Below are 23,375 nucleotides of genomic sequence, written 5' to 3' on the forward strand. Positions count from 1 at the left end.
GAGCGGCGACAGGGCGCTCCAGATCCTTATCGGGTGACTTCACGGATGACGTACCGCCGCGTCCTGGCCATCCCCGAGTTCCGCGCCATCTTCACCGCCCAGGTCATCGCGACGCTGGGCACCGTGGTCGCGCAGCTCACCCTCTCCGTCGTGGTGTACCAGCGAACGGGATCCCCGCTGCTCTCGGCGCTGACCTTCGCGCTCGGCTTCGCCCCGTACCTGCTCGGCGCGACCCTGCTGTCGGCGCTCGCGGATCGGCGTCCACCGCGGGACGTGCTCGTGGCGTGCCAGGCGGTCAGCTGTGGCGTGGTCGCCACGATGGCCGTCCCCGGCCTGCCGATCGCGCTGCTGTTCCTGCTCCTGCTCGTCCTCGGCACGGTGGCGCCGGTGTTCCAGGGTGCCCGGGCGGCCACCTTGCCGGACGTGGTGACCGGTGCGGGCTACGCGCTGGCACGGTCGTTGCTGCGACTGGTTTCCCAGAGCACGCAGCTGATCGGGTTCGCCGTCGGCGGCGTCCTGCTGGTTGTGCTCTCGCCGACGGTGTCACTTTTGTTCGCCACCACCGGTTGCGGAGCCGCCGCGGTTCTCCTGCGGTTCGGCACCGAACGCAGGCAGGCGCGCACAGCCGACGCCGAGGACTCGATCGCCAAGGCGTCGCTGGTGGGACTCAAGCAGGTCATGGGGGTGCCGGGGTTGCGCCCGCTACTGCTCCTGACCTGGCTCCCGCCCGCGTTCGCCGTCGCCCCCGAGGCGCTGGCGGTGTCCTACGCCGACGACCTGGGCAGTGGTCCGGCGGTCGTCGGGCTCCTGCTGTGCGCCGCCCCCGCGGGCTCGGTCCTCGGCGAACTGCTCGCCGGCGCCTTCCTGCCCGCCGCGACCAGAGTCCGGATGGTGGCGCCGATCGCCACGCTGATGTTCCTCCCTCTGCTGGCGTTCGCCATCCGCCCAGGTGCCGCCCTGGCGACACTGCTGTTGTTCCTCTGCGGATTCGGCTTCACCTATGCGATGGGCTTGGACCAGCGGGTCATCGACGCCACCCCGGAGCACCTGCGCGGGCGGACACTGACCATTACTCTGGCCGGACTGATGATCAGTCAGGGACTGGGTTTCGCCGCGGCGGGTGCCGCCGCCGAATTCGTGACACCGCACGTGGTGGTCGTCGCCGCGGGTGTGCTCGGCTTGGCCACGGTGCTGCTGTGCACGATCCGGAGCAACGCCGATTCGAGTCCGGGACAGCCCGTGAAGTTCGCCGGAAAAACTTCGCGGTGGGATGTCGAGAACCCGAGCGCGGCTCCGTCCCCTGAGTGAAACGGCCACAATGGCTGTACCGCGAAGGAGAACATCATGGCCAAGTACCTGCTTCTCAAGCACTACCGTGGCGCGCCCGCACCGGTCAACAACGTGCCGATGGACCAGTGGACGCCGGACGAGGTTTCCGCACACATGCAGTACATGCATGACTTCGCCGCCAAGCTGGAGGGCACCGGTGAGTACGTCGATGGTCAGGCGCTTGCCCCGGAGGGCACGTTCGTCCGTTACGACGGCGAGGGTCGCCCGCCGGTGACCGATGGCCCGTTCGCGGAGACGAAGGACTTGATCGCCGGGTGGATGGTGATCGACGTCGAGACCTACGAGCGGGCGATCGAGCTGGCGGGTGAGCTGTCCGCGGCTCCGGGTGCCGGTGGCAAGCCGATCCATGAGTGGTTGGAGCTGCGTCCGTTCTACGGCGTGTCCCCGACCATCACGGAGTGACCACGGGTCAGCGGGCCAGTGCGTTTCGCTCGAAGCGGGACCAGATTCGGGAGGCGCAGTATCCGCAGCTCGGGCCGGAGAACTCGGCCCGAGCCCGGTCGTCGCCGAGCAGCTGAGCCCGGAACCACGCGGTGATGGGGCCGCGGAAACCGCCGCCGTCGCGGGCCGCGGTGAAGTGGCCGGCGCCCGCCAGTTCGCCGTAGACCGCCGGGATGTGGGTCGCCTTCTGGTAGCGCGGGTAGACGAGCAGCTGTGGGGAGACGATCCAGTCGAGCTGGCCCGCGAGGAAGAACGTGGGACCGTGCAGGGCCGCGACGTTGCCTTGGGGGCCGGGTTCGATGGGCACGGTGGTGTCCACGCGGGGATCGGCGCCTGCCGCGATGGCGCCGCCGCCGCCCTGGGAGTGGCCCGTCGCGGCGACCTTGGTCAGGTCGACCTTGCCCGCGTAGGCGTCGCCGGGGGTGGTGTTCCGGGTCGCCAGGTAGTCCAGGCCCGCCAGCATCTCGCGGCCAGAGCCGGACTGTTTGGTGTTCGCCGCGGCCACGATGAACCCGTGCGAGGCGAAGTGCCGCAGCAGCGCGTCGTAGGACGTCGGTGTCGCACCGGTCCCGTTGCCCCAGATGATCACGGCGTGGGTGCCGCAGCCGCCGAGTTGGGTGGGCCGGTACAGGGTGTGCGCGTTCCCGCCCGCTTCGACGGTGACCGGGTATGGGCCGGGTGCCGCCCAGTCCGAGGGAGCGGGCGGGCACTCAGCCGCCATGGCCTGGCCCACCACGGGCACGGCGGCGGCGATGGCCGCGACAAACCCGATGGCGATCAGTCGTTTCCTCATGGGGGCACTCCCTTGTGCGGATGCTGCGTGGCGGGTCGGCCCGAAGTCTGGCCGCGCCTCGCCGCGTTCGGATATAGGTGAAATCGCGTATTGTCTGTGTACTCGGCCCGTTGTTGGTGGGTGGAATTCGGCGCGAGCGTGCGAGGTGTGAGTCCGGCGATGGGCACGGAGTCGGCTGAGCTGACCAGTTACGTCGGGCGGCGGCAGGAGAGCGCCGACCTCCTCCGCAGGTTGTCGACCGGTCGCCTGGTGACGGTGACCGGCCCCGGCGGGGTGGGCAAGACCAGGCTGGCCACCCGGGTCATGCGGGAGACGGCCGACCGGTTCGACCACCGGGTGTTCGTCGGCCTCGCCGAACTCGACGACCCCGGCCTGCTGCCCAACCTGGTCGCGGCGCGCCTCGGCCTCGGCGACGCGGGCGGTCGCCCGATCATGGACACCGTGCTGGACAACCTGCGCGACAGCGTCACCCTGTTGCTGCTGGACAACTGCGAGCACGTGGTGGACAGGTGCGCCGAGTTCGTCGCCAGGGTCCTGGAGCACTGCCCTGGCGTGACCGTGCTGGCGACCAGCAGGCAGAGCCTCGGCGTGCCGGGCGAGCAGACGGTCCCACTGGCCCCGCTGCCCCTCCCGCCCGAGGCGGGCGACCTCTCCGGCGACGCCCTGACCTCCTACGACGGGGTCCGGTTGTTCGTGGAGCGGGCCACCGCGGCGTGGCCCGCGTTCACCCTCACCCCCGCCAACAGCGCGGACGTCGTGCGGCTGTGCGGGCGGCTGGACGGCCTGCCGCTGGCGATCGAACTGGCGGCGGCCAGGGTCCGGTCGCTGTCGCCGGGGCAGATCGCCGACCGGCTCACCGGCGACCTCGCGCTGCTCGATACCGGTTCGCGCGGCGCGTCGAAGCGCCAGTCCACGCTGCGCGCGGCGATCGACTGGAGCTTCGACCTGTGCTCCCCGGCGGAGCGGGCTCTGTGGGCGCGGGCGTCGGTGTTCGTCGGATCGTTTGACCTCGACGCCGCCGAGCAGGTCTGCGTCGGCGGCACGGACCCCGCGATCGAGCGGGACCTGGTGCTGGGTCTCGTGGACAGCCTGGTGGACAAGTCCGTGCTGGTCCGCGAGGACCAGGAGGGGGTCGGGCGCTACCGCCTGCTGGAGACGCTGCGCCAGTACGGCCAGGAGCGGCTGGACGCGGCGGGCGACCGGCACCGGACCCAGCGGCGACACCGTGACTGGTGCGCCCGGCTCGTCGCGCGGGCGGGCGCCGAATGGACCAGCCCAGCCCAGGTCGAGTGGACCAAGCGGCTCCGCGCGGACCAGGCGAACCTGCGCGCCGCGCTGGACTGGTCGGTGCGCGAGCCCGGCGAGGCCGCCGCCGCTGTGTGGATGGTGGTCGACACGACCGAGTACTGGACCGTGTGCGGGTCCAACATCGAGGCGCGCACCTGGCTGGACCGGGCCATGGCCGCGCTGCCCGCGGATCACCCCGACCGCCCGCGGGCCCTGGCGGGCAGCGCGCTGTTCGCCCTGCTGCACTCCGACCCCGCCCGCGCGCTCGACCGGCTCGCCGAGGCCCACCAGCTGTCCGGCGCGCTCCCCGAGGGCCCGCGCGCGGTGGCGCTCGCGCACGTCGCGCATGTCAGGAGCCTGGCCGGGTTGATGACCTTCGACCCGGCGACACCGGAGCTGGCCGCCACGGCGGTCGCGGCGTTCCGCGCGCAGGGCGATGTCCGCCGCGAACTGCACCCGCTGTTCGTCCTGGCCATCGCCACGGCCTACGCGAGCCCCGACGTGGCCGACGCCCGCGCGGTGTTGGACCGGATGACCACGCTGACCGAGTCGTGCGAGGAGTTCTACTACCGGTCGATGTGCTACCACGCCATCGCGTTCGTCGAGGTCGAGTTCGGCGACGTCGACGTCGCGGCCAAGGCCGGACACGAGGCGCTGGCCGCGACCGAGCCGCTGCACAACCAGGTGGGCGCCGCCTACGTCACCGAGACCCTGGCGTGGATCGCCGACCGGCAGGGCGACCACGTGCGCGCCGCGACCCTGTTCGGTGTCGCCGCGCGGCTCTGGCACGCGAACGGCGCCACCGCGGAGGTGGCCGTGTCGCTGCCGCACCGCAGGCACCTCAGGAGCACCGTTGAGGCACTCGGCCAGGCCCGGTTCGACCGGGCGTTCGCCGCGGGCAGGGCCAAAAGCGACGTGCGGGGACGGGTGTACGCGCTGAACGCCGACGCCGCGCCCGCCGACGCCGAGGACACCCCGCTGAGCCCGCGCGAAGTGGAGATCGCCGGACTCGTCGCGGCGGGCATGACGAACCGGGCGATCGGCCTGAAGCTGGTCATCGCGCCCCGCACCGTCGACACCCACGTCCGGAACATCCTCACGAAGCTGGATTTCCACAACCGCGCCCAGATCGCGTCGTGGTTCACCGCCCGCCGGTCGTGACCGGCTCAGGTCACTCCGATTCGCCGAGATCGGCGAACGCGGTCTCGTCCTCGACCGCCGAATCGGAACCATCGGGATCGGCCGGTTGCCACCGGGGACCCGACCGGTCGTCGAACAGACCCAGGACGTCGTCGACTGGCTCGCCGTGATCGCCACCGGTGGCACCGCCGAGAGCACCGTCGACCAGCACCCACGTCCCGGCGTCGTCGTCCGTTCCCTCCCCGACGCCCAGCCCATCGGGGTCCGCCTGACCTGGCAGCGCGACGAACAGCACCCGGCGACGCGAACTTCCGTTTCCCTGCTTCACCAGTCGTGGTCCCTTCTTGTGCGACTCATCGTCAGACGACCACGGCGCGGAACGCGTGGATGCACCAAGGGCTGTTGTAGCTGGTCGCCCAGAGGTTGGCGGCGTGGCCGTTCAAGCGCTGCCCCTTCGCGGTGCCGGACAGGTAGAGCTGGACGGATTCCTTGCCGCTGCTGATGCCGTCCATCCCCGTGTCGATCTTCAGGTTGGGCTGGTAGCCGACCAGTTCGTCGACCTTTTGCGGGGTGGCGATGGCATCGGTGCAGAGCAGGCTCTTCGCGGTGGCCGCGTCGCCCGCGTTGACGCTGTCGAGGAACTTCTGCATGACGGCGAGTGCCTCCGGTGCGACCGGCTTTCCGCCTGCCGTAGGGGAATCCGGGGTAGTCGTCGTCGTGGGTGTCGGTCGGCTGGTGGTCGGCCGGGTGCGCTCGGCGGGCCGGGCGTCGCTCCAGCACCAGGTGTCGTCTTTGCGGGTGACCGTCAGCTCGACCTTCGCCCGCCGCACGTCGGTGGTGATCGAGACGATCGCGGTGGCCCTGCGGGCGCTGATCTTCTTGGTGTCCAGCAAGGTGACCTGATTGATCGCTGAGGCGTTGTCGATGACCGTGCTCACGGAGGGGCGCTTCAGTTCGCATGCCAGGTCGGTCAGCGCGGTGGCGTCGCGGGTGTCCAGGGCGCTCACCAACGTCTTCAGGAAGTCCTTCGGGTCGTCGCTGGGCTTGGTGGAGGTTGTGGTGACGGTGGTCGGCGGCGCGGTCGGGGTCTGTTCGCTCACCAGGAAGCCGGGCGCGATGAATCCGGTTACTCCTAGACCGAGCACGGTCACGCCCGCCGCGAGTGCCGCGATCACCGGGCCGGACTTCTTCGGCGACGGCGGGGGGAAGTCCCCGCCGTACTGGATGGTCGGTCCATAGGGCGGCCTGTCATCGGGGTACGGCAGCTGTGGATAGGTCACGTCGCCTCCTCGCTCGTCGTTGGCATTACGACGGAAGGTGCGTTCCGGCAGTTCCTTACGGAGGTATTACGGGAGGTCGCGTCGGGTCCTTTTCGGACTGATCCGGAGCGGAGTTCTTACCGCGGTCTTACGCGACCGAGGGTGCCGGAACGGCGGTGGTGACGCTCAGCTCTCACTGGGGCCAAACGAAAGGAGAGTTGACATGAGGTCAACTGGAAAGCGACTCACCACCGCGGCACTGCTCGCGGTCGCCACGACCCTGGGCTCCGTGCTGTTCGCAGCGCCCGCGTCGGCGACGGGCGGACCGTACTGCGGCGACGGCGGGTACACCAAGCGCTGGCTGTGGGAGCGGCCGGGCGGCAACAACATCGGCCAGGCCTGTTACTGGGACTCCGGCAACCGGATCAACGTCGACGACCAGGAGGCTGACGACCACTCACTGGTGCTGCGGCTGCGCAATCCCCGGACCGGGGTGTCGTGGACCTACTGGAACACCACCGGAGCCTCCGGCCCCGGTCAGACCGGCACGGTGACCCAGTTCCCCGACAACATCATCGTCGAGGGGCAGCTCTGTCTGGGGGAGTGGTCTGAGACCAACCCGCGGGTCCTGGAGCGCACCTGCCGGGCGTGGTCCAGCGTCCGGCTCTAGGTGCAAGCTGGTCCGGGCCCATCCTCATCGAGGGTGGGCCCGGACCTGTTCGCGTCACCCGACCACGAGCCGTTGTCTCGTGTACCGGCGTTCACGCTGCCCGAGGCTTACCCTGACCGGATGTCCTGGTTGCGGTGGTTCGGCTGGGCGGTGGTGGGCATCGGGTGCGGTGCCGTCGTCATGATCCCCTGGGTGCTGGGCAACGGTCGCGGCGACGAAGTCGGCGAGGGCGTGATCGTGGCCGCCATCTGCTTCACGGTCGGCGGCGCGATCCTCTACTTCACGCGACGGCGCGTCAGTGGAGAGTGAAGGCCCCAACGCCGACATTTACTCGTAGTGCCACACGAACTGGGCGACATTCCGATCGCCTTCTCTGTCCTCGACCATCCCCGCCACGCGCCGAGTGCCCGCACCGACGATTTCGGTGTGCGGGAGGCGCGCCATGCCTGGCTGGACCTCGCGGTTGTTCATCGACGTTCGCCGCGTCTTGATGTTGTTCCGGTGATCTTGCGTGGATCGACGCCGGTGCGAGACGGTGGGTTCACCACACCTCCGGTGCCGGGGAAGTGGCCGTTTCCAGCGGTTTCCGTGCAGCGCTCGCTACTTCGGGGCTCGTCGCGACAGCTCGCGATAGTCGCGTCCGCTGTCGGAAGGAGGTCGCGGAAATGGTCGTTCCTTTGCGCCGAACGGTGCGTGCTCGTCGGCTCCGCATCGCGCGTCGCCGGAGGGTGCGGCGGTGCCGCTCGTGGTCACCCGTGCTCTGGTCGGGTGGCCGTGTCGTCCTTCAGCTGCTGGAGGGCGTGGCGGCTCTGTTGAATGGGGAGGACGCCCTCACCACAGTGGTAAGGGCGCTCCTCGGGGTTGGTGCCACGATCGCCGGAGCTACCAGGCGTAAGCGGTCGTGATACCGGGGTCCGGCCGCCGCATGGCGGCTGGACCCTCTCCCAGGAAACACCACGGTTCAGCGCAAGCCAAGCCCAATCCCTCGACGGATAGCTTGGTGCGACACGAAACGCGTTTTGTGTCGGCAAATCGGAGGAGCTCTGCGGTGACGACGCCAGGGGGCGGCACCTGCCAGGTATGCGGTGGTCCGATGCCGCGGCTGAGCACGACAGGTCGGCCTCGGAAGACCTGCTCGAACAAGTGCCGCTCGCAATCCCGTCGCGACCGGCAGCGCCAAGCCGAGCCCGCCATCGCGCGGTGCGAGACGGAGCTGTTCGGACAGGCCTGTCAGCGTGCCGCGGTGTATGTGGTGTCGGTGGACGGCACCGAACAGCGGGTGTGCCAGGGGTGTCGTGAACCGGCGCTGGCCCTGCTGGTCAGCCAGGGCGCGGCGGCGACAGCGATCGAGGTGCGACGCCACGGCGAGGCGGTCGCCCAGCAGGCGCCGGGTGATCCGGTGCGGGGAAGAGTGCTCCTGATCGAGGACGACGAACGCGTGGCAGGCGCCCTGGCCCCGGCGCTGCGGCGCCGCGGCCTCGACGTCGCGTGGGCGGGCACCGGCAGTGCGGGCCTACGTGAGGCGATGGTGCGGAGCCTGGACGTCATCGTGCTGGATCTCGGCTTGCCGGACGTCGACGGCATCAGCCTCCTGCGCAGGCTCCGCGACGTCAGCGAGGTTCCCGTGATCATCGCGACAGCACGCGGCGAAACCGTCGACCGAGTCCTCGGCTTCGACAACGGCGCGCACGACTACCTCGTCAAGCCCTACCACCTCGATGAACTCGTCGCCCGGATACGCAACATCATCCGACAGCGAGCCAAGCCCTCAGCGCAGATATACGACGACGGCGTCTTGCGGTTGGCGTTCGCCGCCCGGGACGTACTCGTGGCGGGCAACGTCGTGGACCTGTCCGAACGCGAGTTCCAGTTGCTGGCGGTACTTGTCCGCTCGGCGGGCGCTCCGGTGACGGTCGCGACGATCGCGGCGCAGGTATGGGGCGAGATCGGGCCGGAAGCCGCTCGGAAGCGAACCATCACCGTCTTCATCGCCACGCTGCGCGGCAAGCTCGCCGCGCACGGCATAGGCCCCGACGCGATCGTGACGGCTCGCGGGATCGGCTACTACTACCAGCCACCCCGGCCGGCCACCGCGGGCCCGCGGATCGGCTACAGCCACGCTGACCGGCTCCTCAACTCCGCGGACCCGCACCGCGGTTCGCCGTGACCGGCGCGGTGGCCTTACAGCTGTGATCTCAACACGTCGACCTCGCCGCCTGGTGCGGACGGGTCGAAGCCGTGGTCGATGAGCCAGCGGATACCCAGCAGGCTGCGCAGCGACCACCACGCACGGATCACGTCGAGGTCGACGTCCTTGCCGTAGCCCGCGACGACGTCGCCGAGGTGTTCCTGGTGTCCGAGGGTCAAGGTGGCGAGGTCGCGCAGGGCGTCGCCTTGGGCCGCCTCCGTCCAGTCGATCACGCCGGTGATCTCGTCGCCGTCGGCGAACACGTGGCTGACCTGAAGGTCGCCGTGCGTGAACACCGGTGTCCACGGCCGGAGCGCGGCCTCGGCGACCTGGCGGTTGCGCGTGACCAGGTCGGCGGGAAGGACGTCATTGGCGATGATCCACTCGCACTCACCGTCGAGATGCGCCGTGATCTCGTCGAGCCCGCGCCCAGGCCATGGCGGCAACGGCGCGTCGTGCAGCATCCGCACCGCGGCACCCGCCGCAACCCACGCCGCCGACGAGGCGGTCGACGGCTCACCGAGGCGACCGAGCGCGGCGCCTGGAAGCGCGGCGAGCGCGAGCACGGGCGGCTTCCGCCACAAGATTTCCGGCGTCGGGACCGGCGCCAAGGCCATCGCCTCGACCTCGACGTCGGTACGTGTCTGATGGGCGTCGATCTTCAGGAACACATCACCCACCCGCAGAGTCGCACACTCATGATGGGCGACGACGACCTTGACCTCCTCCATGTCGGCCATTGTCGCGGTGATCACCCGCCGATGTCGCCGGGATTATCACGGCACTTGTTCTGTGGTCGAGGTGTGTCCGGCAAGCTCCCCGCGCGGGCGCCGAGTTCGATCACCGATTAGCGGACATGCGTCGGGGGCAAAGCCAACAGCCCGAGGGGACGGCCGGCCCTTAGAATCCAGGGTCAGAGACGTCCGACATCAAGATCAGACTGGGTGAGACTGATGGCGGAGGCGGATTCGATCGTGATAGATCGCAACGGCTACCTGGATGTTCGCTCCCGTAGCGCATCCGCCTTCGACCTTGGCGCCAGGTTGCCCGACCAGGTCTTCAAGGAGGATGCCGGGGACTCGCTGTTCTGTGGGTTCGATGTGGTCCTCACCCCGGAGTTCTGGCCGGCACTCCGCGCGATGGCCCGGTTGCATGGCGACCCCTGCGTCGAATTGCTGGTTCTTGAGCCGGATTGCGATGCGTTCTATCTCCCGGAGTATCGGATGTACCCGGCGATGTCGTTGTCCGTCGAGGCTGACGTGGACGACTATTGGCCGCGATCGGTTACGAGCCGGACGGCGACATCATGGGGTCGATCGCGATCTCGGCGAACGTCATCGCTGTGACCGGATCTTCCGGAAGATGGGGGTGCTGGGGTGAAAGGGATCCCGAAGTTGCCATTTTCCGGGGTTTCCCGAATGCAGCCGCACGGAAGGAATGGCGCGCGCGGTTCGGGCCCTTCCTGGAGGTGTCAGGCGCGTTGGAGTCCTATCTTCCGCTGACCTTCGCGAGCCGGACGGTGCCGGACGAGTACGCCGCAACCCTGACCGCCAACTATGGACCTGGACCCAGACCGGCTGCGAAATGTGGCTGACCTGTGGGGACGCTTGATCAGTCAAGCGTTTCCGGCAGGATTCGAACCTGCGGCCCAGTGTTTCAGTGAAGGCTCCAGCTGCGTGGAGCCTGGTCCCGTCGTTGTAGTGCCCCCGGCAGGACTCGAACCTGCGGCCAAGAGCTTAGAAGGCTCCTGCTCTATCCGCTGAGCTACAGGGGCGTAGACGGTGACCCTGCCGGAGCAGGGTAACCGTCTCGATTGATCTGATCGTTCGGAACGGCTCGACCGTTTCCGGTTCTCACCAGTCGAGTGACGAAGAAGACGCTGACGGGTCACATGGCGGCTGTCGACGCCCGTTCGACCAGGGTCACCGGCAGGGTCGTCGGCGGTCCGGGTCTCGTGCCGTCGAGCAGGCTAAGTGCCAGCTCAGCGGCCATGCGGCCCTTCTCGGCGAGGTCCTGTCGGACTGTCGTCAGCGGCGGATCCGCCCACTGCGCGGCCGGGGTGTCGTCGAAGCCGACGATCGAAACATCTTCCGGTACCCGGAGACCGAGATCCTGTGCCGCCCGGATCGCGCCGAGTGCCAGTTCGTCGGACAGGCAGAGCAGCGCGGTCGGTCTCGGGTCGAGCCCGAGCAGCCATCGGGCGCCTTCGCGGCCGTGGTCGCGTCTGCAGCCGGGGGCCTCCCAGATGGGCACGTCCGTCTCCTCGAGACCGGCCAGCGCGCCCCTCACCCGGTCGCGGGTCACCCGGAAGCGCGCGTCGCGTAGTCGTTCGGGTGACGCGGGTCCCTGTGAGCCGTCGGCGCCCAGCGCGAAGCTCAGGATCGCGACTCGGCGGTGCCCCAGGGCCCGCACGTGTTGGGCGGCCATGGTCGCGCCTGCCTCGTCCGCGGTGTCGACCCGGGCTGATCCCGCCACCACTGGCTGGTCGATCACCACCAGCGGCAGCCCGCGCGCGGCGACCTGGGCCAGCGCGGGGGAGTCGTCGGGCAGGGAGTAGGCCACGGCGATGTCGGCGTGCGCCCGAGCGACGCTGTCCGGGGTCGGTCCCGCGCCGGTGCCGGGCATCAGCAGCAGGCTGCGCTCGCTGTCCAGGGTGGACGCCATGCTGTCGAGCACGATCGACAGCGCCGGGTCCGAGAACGCCGCCGACAGCCCGCCGCCGAGCAGCACCGCCACGGCGCCGCCGCGCCGGGTCGCGAGGCTGCGCGCGACGGGGTCCGGGCCGGAGTAGCCGAGCTGGTTCGCGGTCACGATGATCCGCTCGCGCAGGGCGGCGGAAAGCTGGTCAGGACGGTTGTAGGCGTTCGACACCGTCGCCCGGGACACGCCGACCTCCTGGGCCACGGTGTCCAGGGTCGGTCGCCTGACCCGGTCCTGTTTCACACGCCCAGAGTAATCCGCGTCTCCCCGGACCCAAATTCGATGGCGATCACTGAAGCGCTTCAGTTAGCGTGGTGGGTATCCGGGAGGGGAGTGGGCATGCTGGTGGGAGACCGGGCGGACATCAACGCCGTGCTTGTCGTATTCGCGCTTAACGGCGTGATTTTCGGGTCATGGGCCTCCCGGGTGCCGGCCCTGGCGACCCAGGTCGGCGCGGCCGAGGGCACGCTCGGCCTGGCCCTGGTCGGGGCCAGTATCGGCATGATCTTCGCCGCGTCCCTGACCGGTCGGCTCGCCGCCCGCTACGGCGCAAGGGTGTTGGTGGCAGGCTCCGGCGTGGCGGCCTGCGTGGTCCTGCCCCTGCTGGGCCTGAGCCCGACCATCGCGCTGCTCGGCCTGACCCTGGTCCTGCTCGGCGCCAGCGTCGGCACGCTCGATGTGGCCATGAACATCGCCGCCGTCACCGTCGTCCGGCGAACCGACCGTCCCCTGATGCCGATCTTCCACGCCGCGTTCAGCTTCGGCGGCCTCCTCGGCGCGGCGGGCGCCGCCCTCGCCGCCTTCGCGGCCTGGCCACCCCTGCCGCACCTGGCGGTAGTCGCCGTCATCGTCACCGTGACCCTGCTCGCCGTGGCGCGCGCGGTTCCCGTAGAGCTCATCCCCGACGTCGCCCCGGCGGCCGCCGCGCGAACCCCGATCCGCCGTCCGGTCCTCTGGCTGCTCGCCGCGGTCGCCCTGTGCTCCGCGGTCGCCGAGGGCGCCAGCGCCGACTGGTCAGCCCTGTTCGCCGTGGAATACCGAGGGATGCACGAAGCGTCCGCGGCATTCGTCTACGGCACCTTCTCGGTCGCCATGGCCATCACCCGCCTCCTCGGCGAGCGCGCCGAACGACGCTTCGGCCCCGAGCGCCTCCTCGTCGGCGGCGCGCTGATCGCGGGCGGCGGCCTGCTGCTGGCCACGACGGTCCACACGACGTTCGCGATCTTCGCCGGTTTCGCCCTCGCCGGAGTCGGCCTCGCCTACGCCTTCCCCATCGCCCTGAGCCTGGCGGGCGACGCGGGCCGCCGTGCCGACGGGACAGGCGGGGAGCGGGAGATCGGCTTCGTCACCACGATCGCCTACAGCGGCTTCCTCGCCGGACCGCCGCTGATCGGCGGGATCGCGCACGTCACGGACCTGGCGGTCGCGCTGTCGTTGGCGGGCGTGGTGGCCGCCCTGATCGCCCCAGCGGCCCTCGCGGCGGCAGCGGCGGGCAGGCGGGAACGGCGGTTGGTGTCCGTGCGGGACTGATCACCCCGCCTGCTGGGATCACTGGTAATTCCGCCGCAACCAGACCCGCCCGACCGCCTACTAGGCTGTTCCACGTGTCCCAGGCCAGCCCCCCGGAAACCAACGCCCCCCGTCGCGCGGCGGGCATCGCGCCCCTCCTCATCGTCGGCGGCCTGTTGGCCGCTGTCGTCGCGGCCGCGCTCGTCGTCCTGGCCGGGGGCAACCGGTACGTCATCCTCGGCCTGCCCTCGCCGGACGCGTTCACCCAGCACGGCCTGACCGTCGTGCGCGTCCTGTCCGAGATCGGCGCCGTCGTCACCGTCGGCTCGCTGCTCTTCGCCGCTTTCCTGGTCCCGCCCCGCGACACCGGCGCCCTCGACGTCGGCGGGTACGCCGCGCTGCGGATGGCCGGGTGGGGTTCCGCAGCGTGGTTCGTCGGCGCGCTCCTGTCCGCCCCCTTCACCGCCGCCGACGCGGTCGGCAGGCCCATCGGAGACGTCCTTCCCGCCGACATCCTGATCACCCTCATCGGGACGCTCTCCCAGGCGAAGGCGTGGCTGCTGACCGCCGCCATCGCGCTGCTCGTCCTCGTCGGCACCCGCATCGTCCTGACCTGGGGCTGGACCACGGTCCTGTTCGGCCTCGCGCTCGCGGGCATCGTCCCCGTCGCGGTCACCGGCCACTCGTCGAGCGGCGGCCAGCACGACCTGGCCACCAACAGCCTGCTGCTGCACCTGCTCGCCGCGGCTCTCTGGGTCGGCGGCCTGGTCGCGCTGCTCGCGCACGGCCGCCGCGGCCACGACCACCTGGGACTCGCCGCATCCCGGTTCTCCCGGATCGCGCTGGTGTGCTGGATCGTCATGGCCGGGTCCGGTGTGGTCAACGCCCTGGTCAGGCTGCCCCTGAGCGACCTGTTCAGCACGTCCTACGGCCTGCTTGTCGTGGCCAAGATCGTCGCCCTGCTCGTCCTGGGCGTCTTCGGCTACCTGCAGCGCGAACGCGGCGTGAAGGGGATAGTCGAGCGTGGCACCGGCGCGGCACTGCTTCGGCTGGCCGCCACCGAAGTGCTGATCATGCTGGTCACCTTCGGCATCGCCGCGGGCTTGGCCCGCACACCGCCACCACGGACCGCGTACGTCGAGCCCGGTCGGGTCGAACTGCAACTCGGCTACCCGATCGACGCCGCCCCCACGGCGATGCGCCTGATCTTCGACGTCCGCTTCGACCTGATCTTCGGCACCCTCGCGATCGTCATGGCCGCGCTCTACCTGCGGGGCGTGTTCCGCCTGCGCCGCCAGGACATCGCGTGGCCGGTCGGCCGAACGATCGCCTGGCTCGCGGGCTGCTTCGTCATCCTCTTCGCGACCTCGTCCGGCTTCGGCAAGTACTCGCCCGCCATGTTCAGCATCCACATGCAGACCCACATGATGCTGAGCATGTTGGCGCCGGTCCTGTTGGTTCTCGGCGGCCCGATGACGCTGGCTCTTCGCGCGATCAAACCCGCGGGCAAAGGCGCGCCTCCCGGTATGCGCGAATGGGTCCTGGCGTTCGTGCACTCGCCGGTCTCGCGCGCGCTGACGAATCCCGTGGTCGCGCTCGTCCTGTTCGTCGGGTCGTTCTACGGCCTCTACCTGTCCGGCCTGTTCGACTCCGCCGTGCCCGAGCACTGGGCGCATCTGCTGATGAACGCCCACTTCCTGCTGGTCGGCTACATCTTCTACTGGCCGGTCCTCGGGGTCGACCCGTCGCCGCGCAAGCTGCCGTATCTGGCCCGGCTCGGCCTGGTGTTCGCCTCGATGCCCTTCCACGCCTTCTTCGGCGTGATCCTGATGAGCATGCAAACCGTGGTGGGCCAACAGTTCTACCGGTCCCTCGCGCTGCCGTGGAACACCGACCTGCTCGCCGACCAGCGCCTCGGCGGCGGCATCGCCTGGGCGTCCGGGGAAATCCCGCTGCTGCTCGTGCTGATCGCCCTGCTCGTGCAGTGGGCCCGCGCCGACGACCGGGAGGCCCGGCGCACCGACCGCCGCGTCGACAGCGGTGACAGCGACGACCTCGACGCGTACAACGCGATGCTCAAGCAGATGGCGGACCCGAAGCCCTAGCACCGAGGTCCGACATTTCCTCTCGATCAAGCACCCGCCATCCACAGACCCACGAAGCCGTCCACAACTCCCGCACCGCCTCTGGCCTGCGCCACCCGAATCCGGAAACGTTGATCGGGACAGCCCGCGGCGAAGGGAGCGGATCGTGGTCGTGTTTGCCCAAACCGGGCTCCGGGCACTCCTTGGACTGCTCATGGAAGGAGTACGGACATGCCGAACCCGAGCATCAAGAACGAGAAGCTCTACCGCGAGCTGCGCGACGACGGCGAGTCCAAGGAGAAGGCCGCCCGCATCGCCAACGCCTCCGCCAAGGAAGGCAAGTCCAAGGTCGCGTCCCGCGGCGGGAAGTCGAAGTCTTACGAGGATTGGTCTGTCGACGACCTGCGCAAGCGCGCGAGCGAGGTCGGAATCGATGGGCGCTCGTCGATGTCGAAGGATGAGCTGGTCAAGGCCCTGCGGAACCACTGATAGGCGTTCGCGGGCCGCTGTCGAAAGTCCCGTCCGGTGGGTAACGGGGCGACCGCGCTCAGGCGCCGGAGGCGACCGCTCTACGATCGCGAGCATGGCCGAGTTCATCTACACCATGAAGAAGGTGCGCAAGGCGCACGGGGACAAGGTCATCCTTGATGACGTCACCCTCAACTTCCTGCCCGGCGCCAAGATTGGCGTTGTCGGTCCGAACGGTGCTGGTAAGTCCACCGTTTTGAAGATCATGGCGGGCCTCGATCAGCCGAACAACGGCGAGGCTTTCCTCTCGCCCGGCTACTCGGTGGGCGTCCTGCAGCAGGAGCCGCCGCTCAACGAGGAGAAGACTGTCCTGGGCAACGTCCAGGAGGCCGTGGGCGAGATCAAGGGCAAGCTCGACCGGTTCAACGAGATCGCCGAACTCATGGCGACCGAGTACTCCGACGAGCTGATGGAGGAGATGGGCAAGCTCCAGGAGGAGCTCGACCACGCCGACGCGTGGGACCTCGACTCCCAGCTCGAGCAGGCCATGGACGCGCTGCGCTGCCCGCCGCCGGACGCCGACGTCACGGTGCTCTCCGGTGGTGAGCGCCGCCGGGTCGCCCTGTGCAAGCTGCTGCTGTCCAAGCCCGACCTCCTGCTGCTCGACGAACCCACCAACCACCTCGACGCCGAGAGCGTGCTGTGGCTCGAACAGCACCTCGCGCAGTACCCGGGCGCCGTCCTGGCCGTCACACACGACCGGTACTTCCTCGACAACCTCGCCGAGTGGATCCTCGAGATCGACCGCGGCCGCACCTACCCGTACGAAGGCAACTACTCCACCTACCTGGAGAAGAAGGCCGAGCGGCTCGCGGTGCAGGGCAAGAAGGACCAGAAGCTGCAGAAGCGGCTCAAGGACGAGCTGGCCTGGGTCCGGTCCAACGCCAAGGCCCGCCAGACGAAGTCCCGTTCCCGCCTCGACCGCTACGAGGAGATGGCGGCCGAAGCGGAGAAGACGCGCAAGCTCGACTTCGAGGAGATCCAGATCCCGCCGGGCCCGCGCCTGGGCAACATCGTCGTCGAGGTGAACAAGCTCAAGAAGGGCTTCGACGACCGGGTCCTGATCGACGGCCTGTCCTTCGACCTGCCGCGCAACGGCATCATCGGCGTGATCGGGCCCAACGGCGTCGGCAAGACCACGCTGTTCAAGACCATCGTCGGCCTGGAGAAGCCGGACGCGGGCGAGGTCAAGGTCGGCGAGACGGTGCTGCTGTCCTACGTCGACCAGAACCGGTCGAACATCGACCCGAAGAAGACGGTTTTCGAGACCGTCTCCGGTGGGCTCGACTACCTCAAGGTCGGCCAGGTCGAGATGCCGTCGCGCGCGTACGTCAGCGCGTTCGGCTTCAAGGGCCCCGACCAGCAGAAGCCCGCGGGTGTGCTGTCCGGTGGTGAGCGCAACCGGCTCAACCTGGCGCTGACCCTCAAGCAGGGTGGAAACCTGATCCTGCTCGACGAACCGACAAACGACCTTGACGTCGAAACCCTTGGTTCGCTGGAAAACGCGCTCGAACAATTCCCGGGCTGCGCTGTGGTCATCTCCCACGACCGGTGGTTCCTTGACCGGACGTGCACGCACATCCTGGCCTGGGAGGGAACCGACGAAGATCCCTCCAAGTGGTTCTGGTTCGAGGGCAACTTCGAGGGCTACGAGAAGAACAAGATCGAACGGATGGGTGCCGACGCCGCTCGACCGCACCGGGTGACTTACCGCAAACTGACCCGGGACTAGACGGAGGACCGGCAACGTGGCGGCTTGGAACGAGTTACCCGTGGACGGCGGCTCAGTCGAGTGCGACGCACTCGTCGAGGTGGCCGACCGGCTGCGGTGGAGCGTGCCAGAGCTGACTGTCCAGTTCGCGATGCGGGCCCTCAAGGCCGACGCGGACCAGGCGGTCAGGACGCGCGCGCACTCGTTGCTCGCCCCGTCACTCGTCACCCTCGGACGGCACGCCGAGGCCGTGGAACCGGCCTTGGCGGCACTGCGCGCCGCGACGGCGGGCGGCCAGATCGAACGGTCCGCCCGCCTTCGGGTCGCCATCGCGGCGTGCGCGCGCGCCCTTGGCGAGCCGCTGACCGGCTGCGAGGTTCTGCGGCCGGTGCTGCAGACCAAGTCGGCCAAGCCCGCCACGCGCGCGGTCGCCTTGGGCCAGTTCGTCACCTGCGCCGCGCACGTCGGCGGCAGGGACGACCTGGAGGACGCGCTCGCCGAGGCGGAGCGGCTGCTCGCGTCCGACGACGGGCTCTCCCAGGACGCCCGCCGGGTCGAGGGCGCCCTGCTCGGGGTGCGCTCGGCGTCCTACCACCGCCGCCACGGCGACACGGAGGCCGCCGCGGACACCGCCCGCGCCGGTCTGGCCATGCTCGCCAAGCTGCACGACCCGACCGCCGAGGGCGGCCGGGTGCGGGCCAGGCTCACCCTCGAGCTGGTGTGCGCGCTGCTCGACGAAGGTCATCTGGATGAGGCCGTCCAAGCGGCCGAGCCAGTCCTGTCCGAACCGGTACGCGCCGCTGCCGCACCCGCCATCGGGCGTCTGCGGCTGGCGCTGGCCACCCGGGTCCACATCCCAGCGGGCCGCACCGACGTCGGCCGGACCTTGCTCTGCGATGTCGTCTACACCGCGGACCGCCACGGTCTCGACTCCCTGCTGGCCGACGCGTGGACGTTCCTCGCGCACGCCGACGAACAGGCCGACCACCCCACCGAGGCCCTGCACGCCTTGCGCTCCGCGCGCGCCGCCGAATACCGGCACATGCGCGCGGTCGACCTGGCCCGCCACCGGCTCAGCACGGAGTTCGGTCTCGAACAGCGCCCCGAGCGCGTCGTGTCGCAGCTGCGCACCATCGTCCGGTCCGGCGCGCCCACCCGGCCGCAGCCGGTGAACCTCCCCGAACAGGCCGCCCGCCGCCAGCCCGCCGAGGACAAGCCGTCGCGGACCACCAGGGGCGGCACGTTCGCGTTGACGCTGGTCAGCGTGGCCCCCGTCGGGACGGCCCCCGCCATCGAGCCCGCCGAACCGCCGGTGCCCGTCGGCGGCGACGTCGCCCTCAACGCGCTGGCGTCCCACGTCCGCGACCTGGCGCCGGACAAGGCCGAACTGCTCCGCACCGACCTGGGGGAGTTCGCCGTCCTGCTGCCCCAGACCACCCACGCCGAAGCCGAGCACCTCGCCGCGACCATCCGCGACAGGGCCATCGAATCCGCCTGGCTCGTCGACGACCAAGGGCGCGACCTCGCCATCCGAACCGGTGTGGCCACACAGCCCGCGGCGGGCGACAGCCCCCGAGACGGGGTGGACGCGCTCCTCGACGCGGCCAGGGACGCGCTCTCGCGCCCCTTCGCCCCACGCACGGAGCCGTCGAACCCGGACGTCGCGGAGACCAGCCACCCGATATCCAGCGGAGCCGACTCCGAGCACCCCGACTTCGAACGCCCGGGATCGCCCCGACTCGCTTCCGCGCGCGCGGACCTCGACCATCCGGACCCGCCGCCCAGCAAGCCCGAGACCGAGTTCCCGGACTTCGGCCTCCCCGATCTCGGGTTCCCCGATTTCGCCTTGGTCGACTTCGCGTTCGGTGAGTTCGGCGGCCGATCGTTCGCGGACACTCCCGCGGCAGGCCCGGACCCGGCTCCTGATCAGGCCACGCCCACTGCCACCCCCTCGGCGGCCGAATCACCGGCAGCCGAGCCGAAGGCGCCCCCTGTGTCCGAACCTGCCGCGACCCCGGTCCCCGAGGTGGCGGATGAGCCGCAGGGTGTGAGCGCTCTCCTGGAGGCCGCCCGTTCGGGTATGCGAGAGCAGCTCAGCGAGCCCACCGCCGCGGACGCGCCGCTGCCTCGGCGCAGGCGCCGCGCCGCGGACCCGGAGGACACCGCCGCAGCCACCGACCAGAGCCGTGTCGAGGAAGCCACCGCCGGCCCGTCGGCAGGCTCCGCTTCGGCTGACCTGGTGGCCGACGCGGAAGCCAAGCCCGCCGCGACGGACAGCCCCAGCCGCCGAGACCGCGGCGTGGTGGAGGCCGAGGAAGTGGCGACCGCTCCGGTTTCCGACGCCCAGGCGCTGCTGAGCCGGTTCGGCATCGAGCCGCGCGGCGGTGGCGGCCGCCGTCGCGCCCCGGACGAAGACCCGTACGCGTCGATGTCCTACGACGACTCGGCGACGACCCCGCCGGTGCCCGAGCCGGACAACGTGCCGGAGCCGCCCGAGGGCCCGAACATCCCGACTCCGCCCGAGCGCCCGCCCCTGCCTGTCGAGCCCACCCCCGCTCCGTCCCCGACGCCCGACGAGGTGCCTGCGCCGGAGCCCGCCCCCGACGTCGAGCCCCCGCCGTCGACCGCCGACATGCTCGCCCGCCTCAGCGCACTGGCGGCGCCCGCCGTGGACGCCGAGGCGGCTCAGTCGGGCGCGCTGCCGCACAGACGCGCGGCACCTGCCGAGCCGACTTCCACTGACAGTTCCGTTGTCGAGGACCGTCCTGGCAGGCGGAGCCGCGAACGTGTCGCCGACCCGACCAGCCACGATGGCTCGGCAACGCAGGGGACGCCCGGTGGGTCCCGGCGTTCGAGACAGCAGGCTCCCGAGACCGAGCAGTCCGCAGCCGCCGTGGTTCCCGGTCTCGACCGGGCGGGGGAGACCACGCGGGCCGAACCACCACGCTTCCCTGAAGCGGACACGGGTCTCGCGGACGTGGAATCGGATGAGGAACGCGCCACCGCGGTCTCCAGCGAATGGCTCGGTTTCTCCGCGCTTCGCGGTGTCGGCCTGGCGGGCGGAACCCCGCTGACGCAGCCGGAGTCGGTGGTCGCCCCCTTTCCGCCCGCCGACGCCACCGCGTCGGTTATCGAGACCCGAGGCGGTGACCGTGGCGCCGACGCAGATCCGCACGGTTCCGCCACCGGACCGCGCACCGCGCCCCAGACCCAGCGCGCGGCTGCGGATCACCCAACCGGCCCGGCCGTGGCCGACGCCCCGCAGACCGCGCCGGTTACCCGAGACCCTGTTACGTCTCCCGCAGCCCTTCCCGACACCGCCCCTCCCGCCGCTGCGCCCCCTGCGCCTGCCGGAGTAGCGACGCCCGCCGCCGCGCCCGTGACACCGACCGGGTCGCCTGGCCGGCCCGGTTCCACAGTCGACGGCGGCTCCGAGGACGCCGCCCGATACACCGAGGCATCCCGTTCGAGCGGTGTCTTCGACGTCCCCGACTCCGGAGCCGCCCAGTCCACCGCCCCACCCGGCAGGTCGGAAAGCGCCGCGTCGGCAGTCGTCGCCTCGTCCCGCGCGGCCCGCCGGGCAGCGGCCGACAGCACCCCGGCCGGAGACGCGTACTCCGCGATCGCGCGAGCCGCCGCCGCACCGGGGGACCCCTTGAAGCCGTCCCGCGCGTCCCGCCGGGCGTCGGCTGAGTCGGACTCCCACTCTTCCGCCGCCCACGAGGATTCAGCCGCGCCCACCGGCAGGCGGGTGGAACCTTCCGTCCGGTTGACGCGCAGGGCGTCAGCGGAGCCGCTGGACGCCACGTCGGACGTGTCCAGTCGCCAGGAGTCACGCGGCTCCACCGAGGCGACGGAGCCCCCCACCCACGCCGGCTCGCCAGAGCCAGCCGGACGGAGATCGCGCGAAGAGCCCCTCGGGGGATCAGCCCGACAGGCCTCGTCGGACACCACCGGCACTCCGGCGGAGCCAGCTCGCACAACGGCAGCCGCGGCCGGACAGTTGCAGTCCCGCGCATCCCGCCGAGCCGCAGAGCAGGCCGATGCATCGTCGGTATCCGCTACCGAACTCCCAGCGGAGACCTTGGCCGCGAAGGCATCCACCGTGGCGGCGCAGCCATCAGATGCCGCCCAAGGCTCAGGCCCCGTTGTCGTCCGGGAACCGGCCGCCAAGGCGGAACCGCCCGCAACCGCCACCGAGGAACGCGCCCGCGAGCACCACACCTTCGGCCAGGAGCCGGCTGCTGTCGCCCGCGAGCGTGATTCCGGCGAACGCGCGGCCGTCGTCCGCGAGCGTGCAACCTTCGGCGAGGAATCCGCGGTCGCCCGTGATCGCGACTCCGCTGCCCGGGAAGCGGCGGCCGTCGCCCGCGAACGCGAAACCTTCGGCCAGGAATCCGTCGCCCGCGGCCACGACTCCGCTACCGGGGAACGCGCGGCCGTCGTCCGCGAGCGTGCAACCTTCGGCGAGGAATCCGCGGTCGCCCGTGATCACGGCTCCGCTGCCCGGGAAGCGGCGGCTGGCGCCCGCGAACGTGAAACCTTCGGCCAGGAATCCGTCGCCCGCGGCCACGACTCCGCTACCGGGGAACGCCCGGCCGTCGTCCGCGAGCGTGCAACCTTCGGCGAGGAATCCGCGGTCGCCCGTGATCACGACTCCGCTGCCCGGAAACCCGCCGCGGTTGCCCACGAAGGGGCAACCTCCGCCCGCGAGCGCGCCGCCCAGGAACGCGACAGCACCACCCGGGAACCCGCCGCCGTCGACCAGGAACGCGACGGCGCCGTCCGCGAACGCGACACCGCCACCCGGGAACCTGCCGCCGTCGCCCAAGAACCCGCCGTCGCCCGTGAACCCGCACCTCCCGTCGACGTGATCCCGGGCGCGGCTCGCTCCGCGGCCGCCGCCGCCTGGGCCAGGCGCACCGCGGGCAAGCCCGACGAGGAACGCGCCCGCCGCCTCTCCGCCATCGACGGCGGCAGCCAGGCCGCCGCGGTCCGCCGCACGGCCCGCCGCGAGCGGTCGTCCAGTGGCCTGGCCGAACTCCTGGCCGAGGCGATGGTCGCCTACCAGGAGACCACCCAGCCCCCGCCGACCCCGTCAGGAACCTGGGCCGCCGACGCCCGCGCCGTCGACGACATCCCCGCCCCACCCGAGGAGCAACCCTCGGGCGGCCGCCGCCGCGCCCCAGAAGACGCCGCCCCACCCGCGACGGGCAACACCCGCTCCAACTTCCGCGGCAGGCACCGCTCATCCGAGTGGGCCCCAGCCGACATCGACAGCGGCTGACAGACAGGTCCACCCGAACGCACCCGGACAACCGACGCGGACGCCCTCCAGCCAACGCACGGACCGGCCCATCAACCTGCGGTGATTGCGTTCCGGTTGGGTCGACTGTCCGCACCGGGGGACGCCCTCCAACGGTCGGCCCACGAACCCTGCGGTCATCGCGTTCGGGTTGGGTCGTCCACCCCGCCGGACAGGTTCCAACCAATGCGCCACTCGGCCCACAAACCACGCCGTCACCGCGCTCGGCGCACGACCGTCCACCCACCCGGATGTGACCCCCGCGACTCAACGGGCACGCCATCGTCGAGCACCACACCAACCCGCGCTCTTCACAAGTCGACAGCCGTCGACCAAGCCGTCACGCTGTACTCACCGGTAAGCCCCCCGGGCCTGCGACCGAACGGCCCACCCGTCCACACCGGACACCC

Annotated in this window: 17 protein-coding genes and 1 tRNA gene; 12 read left to right on the top strand and 6 right to left on the bottom strand. The window is 70.7% G+C overall.

The window, feature by feature from the left end:
* Positions 1-33 precede the first annotated feature (33 nt).
* Together C8E96_RS16960 and C8E96_RS16965 are read left to right on the top strand one after the other, a co-directional pair.
* Positions 34-1,308 (top strand): MFS transporter, encoded by a 1,275-nt coding sequence (locus C8E96_RS16960; RefSeq protein ID WP_228770302.1) that lies wholly within the window; start codon positions 34-36, stop codon positions 1,306-1,308.
* 36 nt (positions 1,309-1,344) lie between these two features.
* Entirely contained in the window at positions 1,345-1,752 is a 408-nt protein-coding gene (locus C8E96_RS16965; RefSeq protein WP_091372781.1) for a YciI family protein, read from the top strand.
* A gap of 7 nt (positions 1,753-1,759) precedes the next feature.
* Here the strand turns inward: C8E96_RS16965 and C8E96_RS16970 are convergent, their stop codons facing one another.
* A complete protein-coding gene (locus C8E96_RS16970) occupies positions 1,760-2,584 on the bottom strand; it encodes a poly(ethylene terephthalate) hydrolase family protein (RefSeq protein ID WP_091372778.1) in 825 nt (274 codons plus the stop codon).
* A gap of 159 nt (positions 2,585-2,743) precedes the next feature.
* Between C8E96_RS16970 and C8E96_RS16975 the strand changes: the two genes are divergently transcribed.
* Positions 2,744-5,032, top strand: a complete 2,289-nt coding sequence (locus C8E96_RS16975) for a helix-turn-helix transcriptional regulator (protein WP_091372776.1) — start codon at positions 2,744-2,746, stop codon at positions 5,030-5,032.
* 10 nt (positions 5,033-5,042) lie between these two features.
* Here the strand turns inward: C8E96_RS16975 and C8E96_RS16980 are convergent, their stop codons facing one another.
* Both C8E96_RS16980 and C8E96_RS16985 read right to left on the bottom strand, forming a co-directional pair.
* Complete coding sequence (locus C8E96_RS16980) at positions 5,043-5,339, bottom strand: hypothetical protein (protein ID WP_133794538.1); 297 nt, start codon at positions 5,337-5,339, stop codon at positions 5,043-5,045.
* A gap of 31 nt (positions 5,340-5,370) precedes the next feature.
* On the bottom strand, positions 5,371-6,291 hold the full coding sequence (locus tag C8E96_RS16985) for a hypothetical protein (RefSeq protein ID WP_091372770.1): 921 nt from the start codon (positions 6,289-6,291) through the stop codon (positions 5,371-5,373).
* Positions 6,292-6,493: 202 nt separating this feature from the next.
* Between C8E96_RS16985 and C8E96_RS16990 the strand changes: the two genes are divergently transcribed.
* From C8E96_RS16990 to C8E96_RS17000, 3 genes are all read left to right on the top strand, one after another.
* Positions 6,494-6,940 (top strand): hypothetical protein, encoded by a 447-nt coding sequence (locus tag C8E96_RS16990; RefSeq protein ID WP_091372767.1) that lies wholly within the window; start codon positions 6,494-6,496, stop codon positions 6,938-6,940.
* A gap of 120 nt (positions 6,941-7,060) precedes the next feature.
* Positions 7,061-7,249: a hypothetical protein gene (locus C8E96_RS16995; RefSeq protein ID WP_133794540.1), complete on the top strand. Its 189-nt coding sequence runs from the start codon at positions 7,061-7,063 to the stop codon at positions 7,247-7,249.
* 739 nt (positions 7,250-7,988) lie between these two features.
* Positions 7,989-9,107 carry a response regulator transcription factor gene (locus C8E96_RS17000; protein WP_166658030.1) on the top strand — a complete coding sequence of 373 codons (1,119 nt, stop codon included), beginning with the start codon at positions 7,989-7,991 and terminating at the stop codon, positions 9,105-9,107.
* A 14-nt stretch (positions 9,108-9,121) separates the two neighbouring features.
* On the opposite strand, the gene C8E96_RS17005 is transcribed toward C8E96_RS17000, so the two are convergent.
* Positions 9,122-9,859 carry a phosphotransferase gene (locus C8E96_RS17005; RefSeq protein WP_091373009.1) on the bottom strand — a complete coding sequence of 246 codons (738 nt, stop codon included), beginning with the start codon at positions 9,857-9,859 and terminating at the stop codon, positions 9,122-9,124.
* 222 nt (positions 9,860-10,081) lie between these two features.
* On the opposite strand from C8E96_RS17005, the gene C8E96_RS34100 reads away from it, so the two are divergent.
* Positions 10,082-10,474 carry a hypothetical protein gene (locus tag C8E96_RS34100; protein WP_228769773.1) on the top strand — a complete coding sequence of 131 codons (393 nt, stop codon included), beginning with the start codon at positions 10,082-10,084 and terminating at the stop codon, positions 10,472-10,474.
* Between the two features lie 355 nt (positions 10,475-10,829).
* Here the strand turns inward: C8E96_RS34100 and C8E96_RS17015 are convergent.
* Both C8E96_RS17015 and C8E96_RS17020 read right to left on the bottom strand, forming a co-directional pair.
* A tRNA-Arg gene (locus C8E96_RS17015) sits at positions 10,830-10,902 on the bottom strand.
* 113 nt (positions 10,903-11,015) lie between these two features.
* Positions 11,016-12,071: a LacI family DNA-binding transcriptional regulator gene (locus tag C8E96_RS17020; protein ID WP_091372759.1), complete on the bottom strand. Its 1,056-nt coding sequence runs from the start codon at positions 12,069-12,071 to the stop codon at positions 11,016-11,018.
* 96 nt (positions 12,072-12,167) lie between these two features.
* On the opposite strand from C8E96_RS17020, the gene C8E96_RS17025 reads away from it, so the two are divergent.
* The 5 genes from C8E96_RS17025 (at position 12,168) to C8E96_RS17045 (ending at position 22,947) form a co-directional block, all read left to right on the top strand.
* Positions 12,168-13,358: an MFS transporter gene (locus C8E96_RS17025; RefSeq protein ID WP_091373006.1), complete on the top strand. Its 1,191-nt coding sequence runs from the start codon at positions 12,168-12,170 to the stop codon at positions 13,356-13,358.
* 74 nt (positions 13,359-13,432) lie between these two features.
* On the top strand, positions 13,433-15,442 hold the full coding sequence (locus C8E96_RS17030) for a cytochrome c oxidase assembly protein (RefSeq protein ID WP_091372757.1): 2,010 nt from the start codon (positions 13,433-13,435) through the stop codon (positions 15,440-15,442).
* A 210-nt stretch (positions 15,443-15,652) separates the two neighbouring features.
* Positions 15,653-15,910, top strand: coding sequence for a DUF7218 family protein (locus tag C8E96_RS17035; RefSeq protein WP_091372754.1), 258 nt, complete (start codon positions 15,653-15,655; stop codon positions 15,908-15,910).
* Positions 15,911-16,004: 94 nt separating this feature from the next.
* The gene (gene ettA / locus C8E96_RS17040; RefSeq protein ID WP_091372752.1) at positions 16,005-17,681 is read left to right on the top strand and encodes an energy-dependent translational throttle protein EttA; all 1,677 of its coding nucleotides are present in this window, start codon (positions 16,005-16,007) and stop codon (positions 17,679-17,681) included.
* A gap of 40 nt (positions 17,682-17,721) precedes the next feature.
* Positions 17,722-22,947: a hypothetical protein gene (locus tag C8E96_RS17045; protein ID WP_091372750.1), complete on the top strand. Its 5,226-nt coding sequence runs from the start codon at positions 17,722-17,724 to the stop codon at positions 22,945-22,947.
* Positions 22,948-23,375: the final 428 nt, after the last annotated feature.

Origin of the sequence: Actinokineospora alba (genome assembly GCF_004362515.1) — a bacterium.
GTDB classification, from domain to species: Bacteria; Actinomycetota; Actinomycetes; order Mycobacteriales; family Pseudonocardiaceae; genus Actinokineospora; species Actinokineospora alba.

Coding starts and splice junctions, on each gene's coding strand:
- C8E96_RS16965 (WP_091372781.1), top strand. CDS start 1,345: ATGGCCAAGTACCTGCTTCTCAAGCACTACCGTGGCGCGCCCGCACCG.
- C8E96_RS16970 (WP_091372778.1), bottom strand. CDS start 2,584: ATGAGGAAACGACTGATCGCCATCGGGTTTGTCGCGGCCATCGCCGCC.
- C8E96_RS16975 (WP_091372776.1), top strand. CDS start 2,744: ATGGGCACGGAGTCGGCTGAGCTGACCAGTTACGTCGGGCGGCGGCAG.
- C8E96_RS16990 (WP_091372767.1), top strand. CDS start 6,494: ATGAGGTCAACTGGAAAGCGACTCACCACCGCGGCACTGCTCGCGGTC.
- C8E96_RS16995 (WP_133794540.1), top strand. CDS start 7,061: ATGTCCTGGTTGCGGTGGTTCGGCTGGGCGGTGGTGGGCATCGGGTGC.
- C8E96_RS17005 (WP_091373009.1), bottom strand. CDS start 9,859: ATGGAGGAGGTCAAGGTCGTCGTCGCCCATCATGAGTGTGCGACTCTG.
- C8E96_RS34100 (WP_228769773.1), top strand. CDS start 10,082: ATGGCGGAGGCGGATTCGATCGTGATAGATCGCAACGGCTACCTGGAT.
- C8E96_RS17025 (WP_091373006.1), top strand. CDS start 12,168: ATGCTGGTGGGAGACCGGGCGGACATCAACGCCGTGCTTGTCGTATTC.
- C8E96_RS17035 (WP_091372754.1), top strand. CDS start 15,653: ATGCCGAACCCGAGCATCAAGAACGAGAAGCTCTACCGCGAGCTGCGC.
- ettA (WP_091372752.1), top strand. CDS start 16,005: ATGGCCGAGTTCATCTACACCATGAAGAAGGTGCGCAAGGCGCACGGG.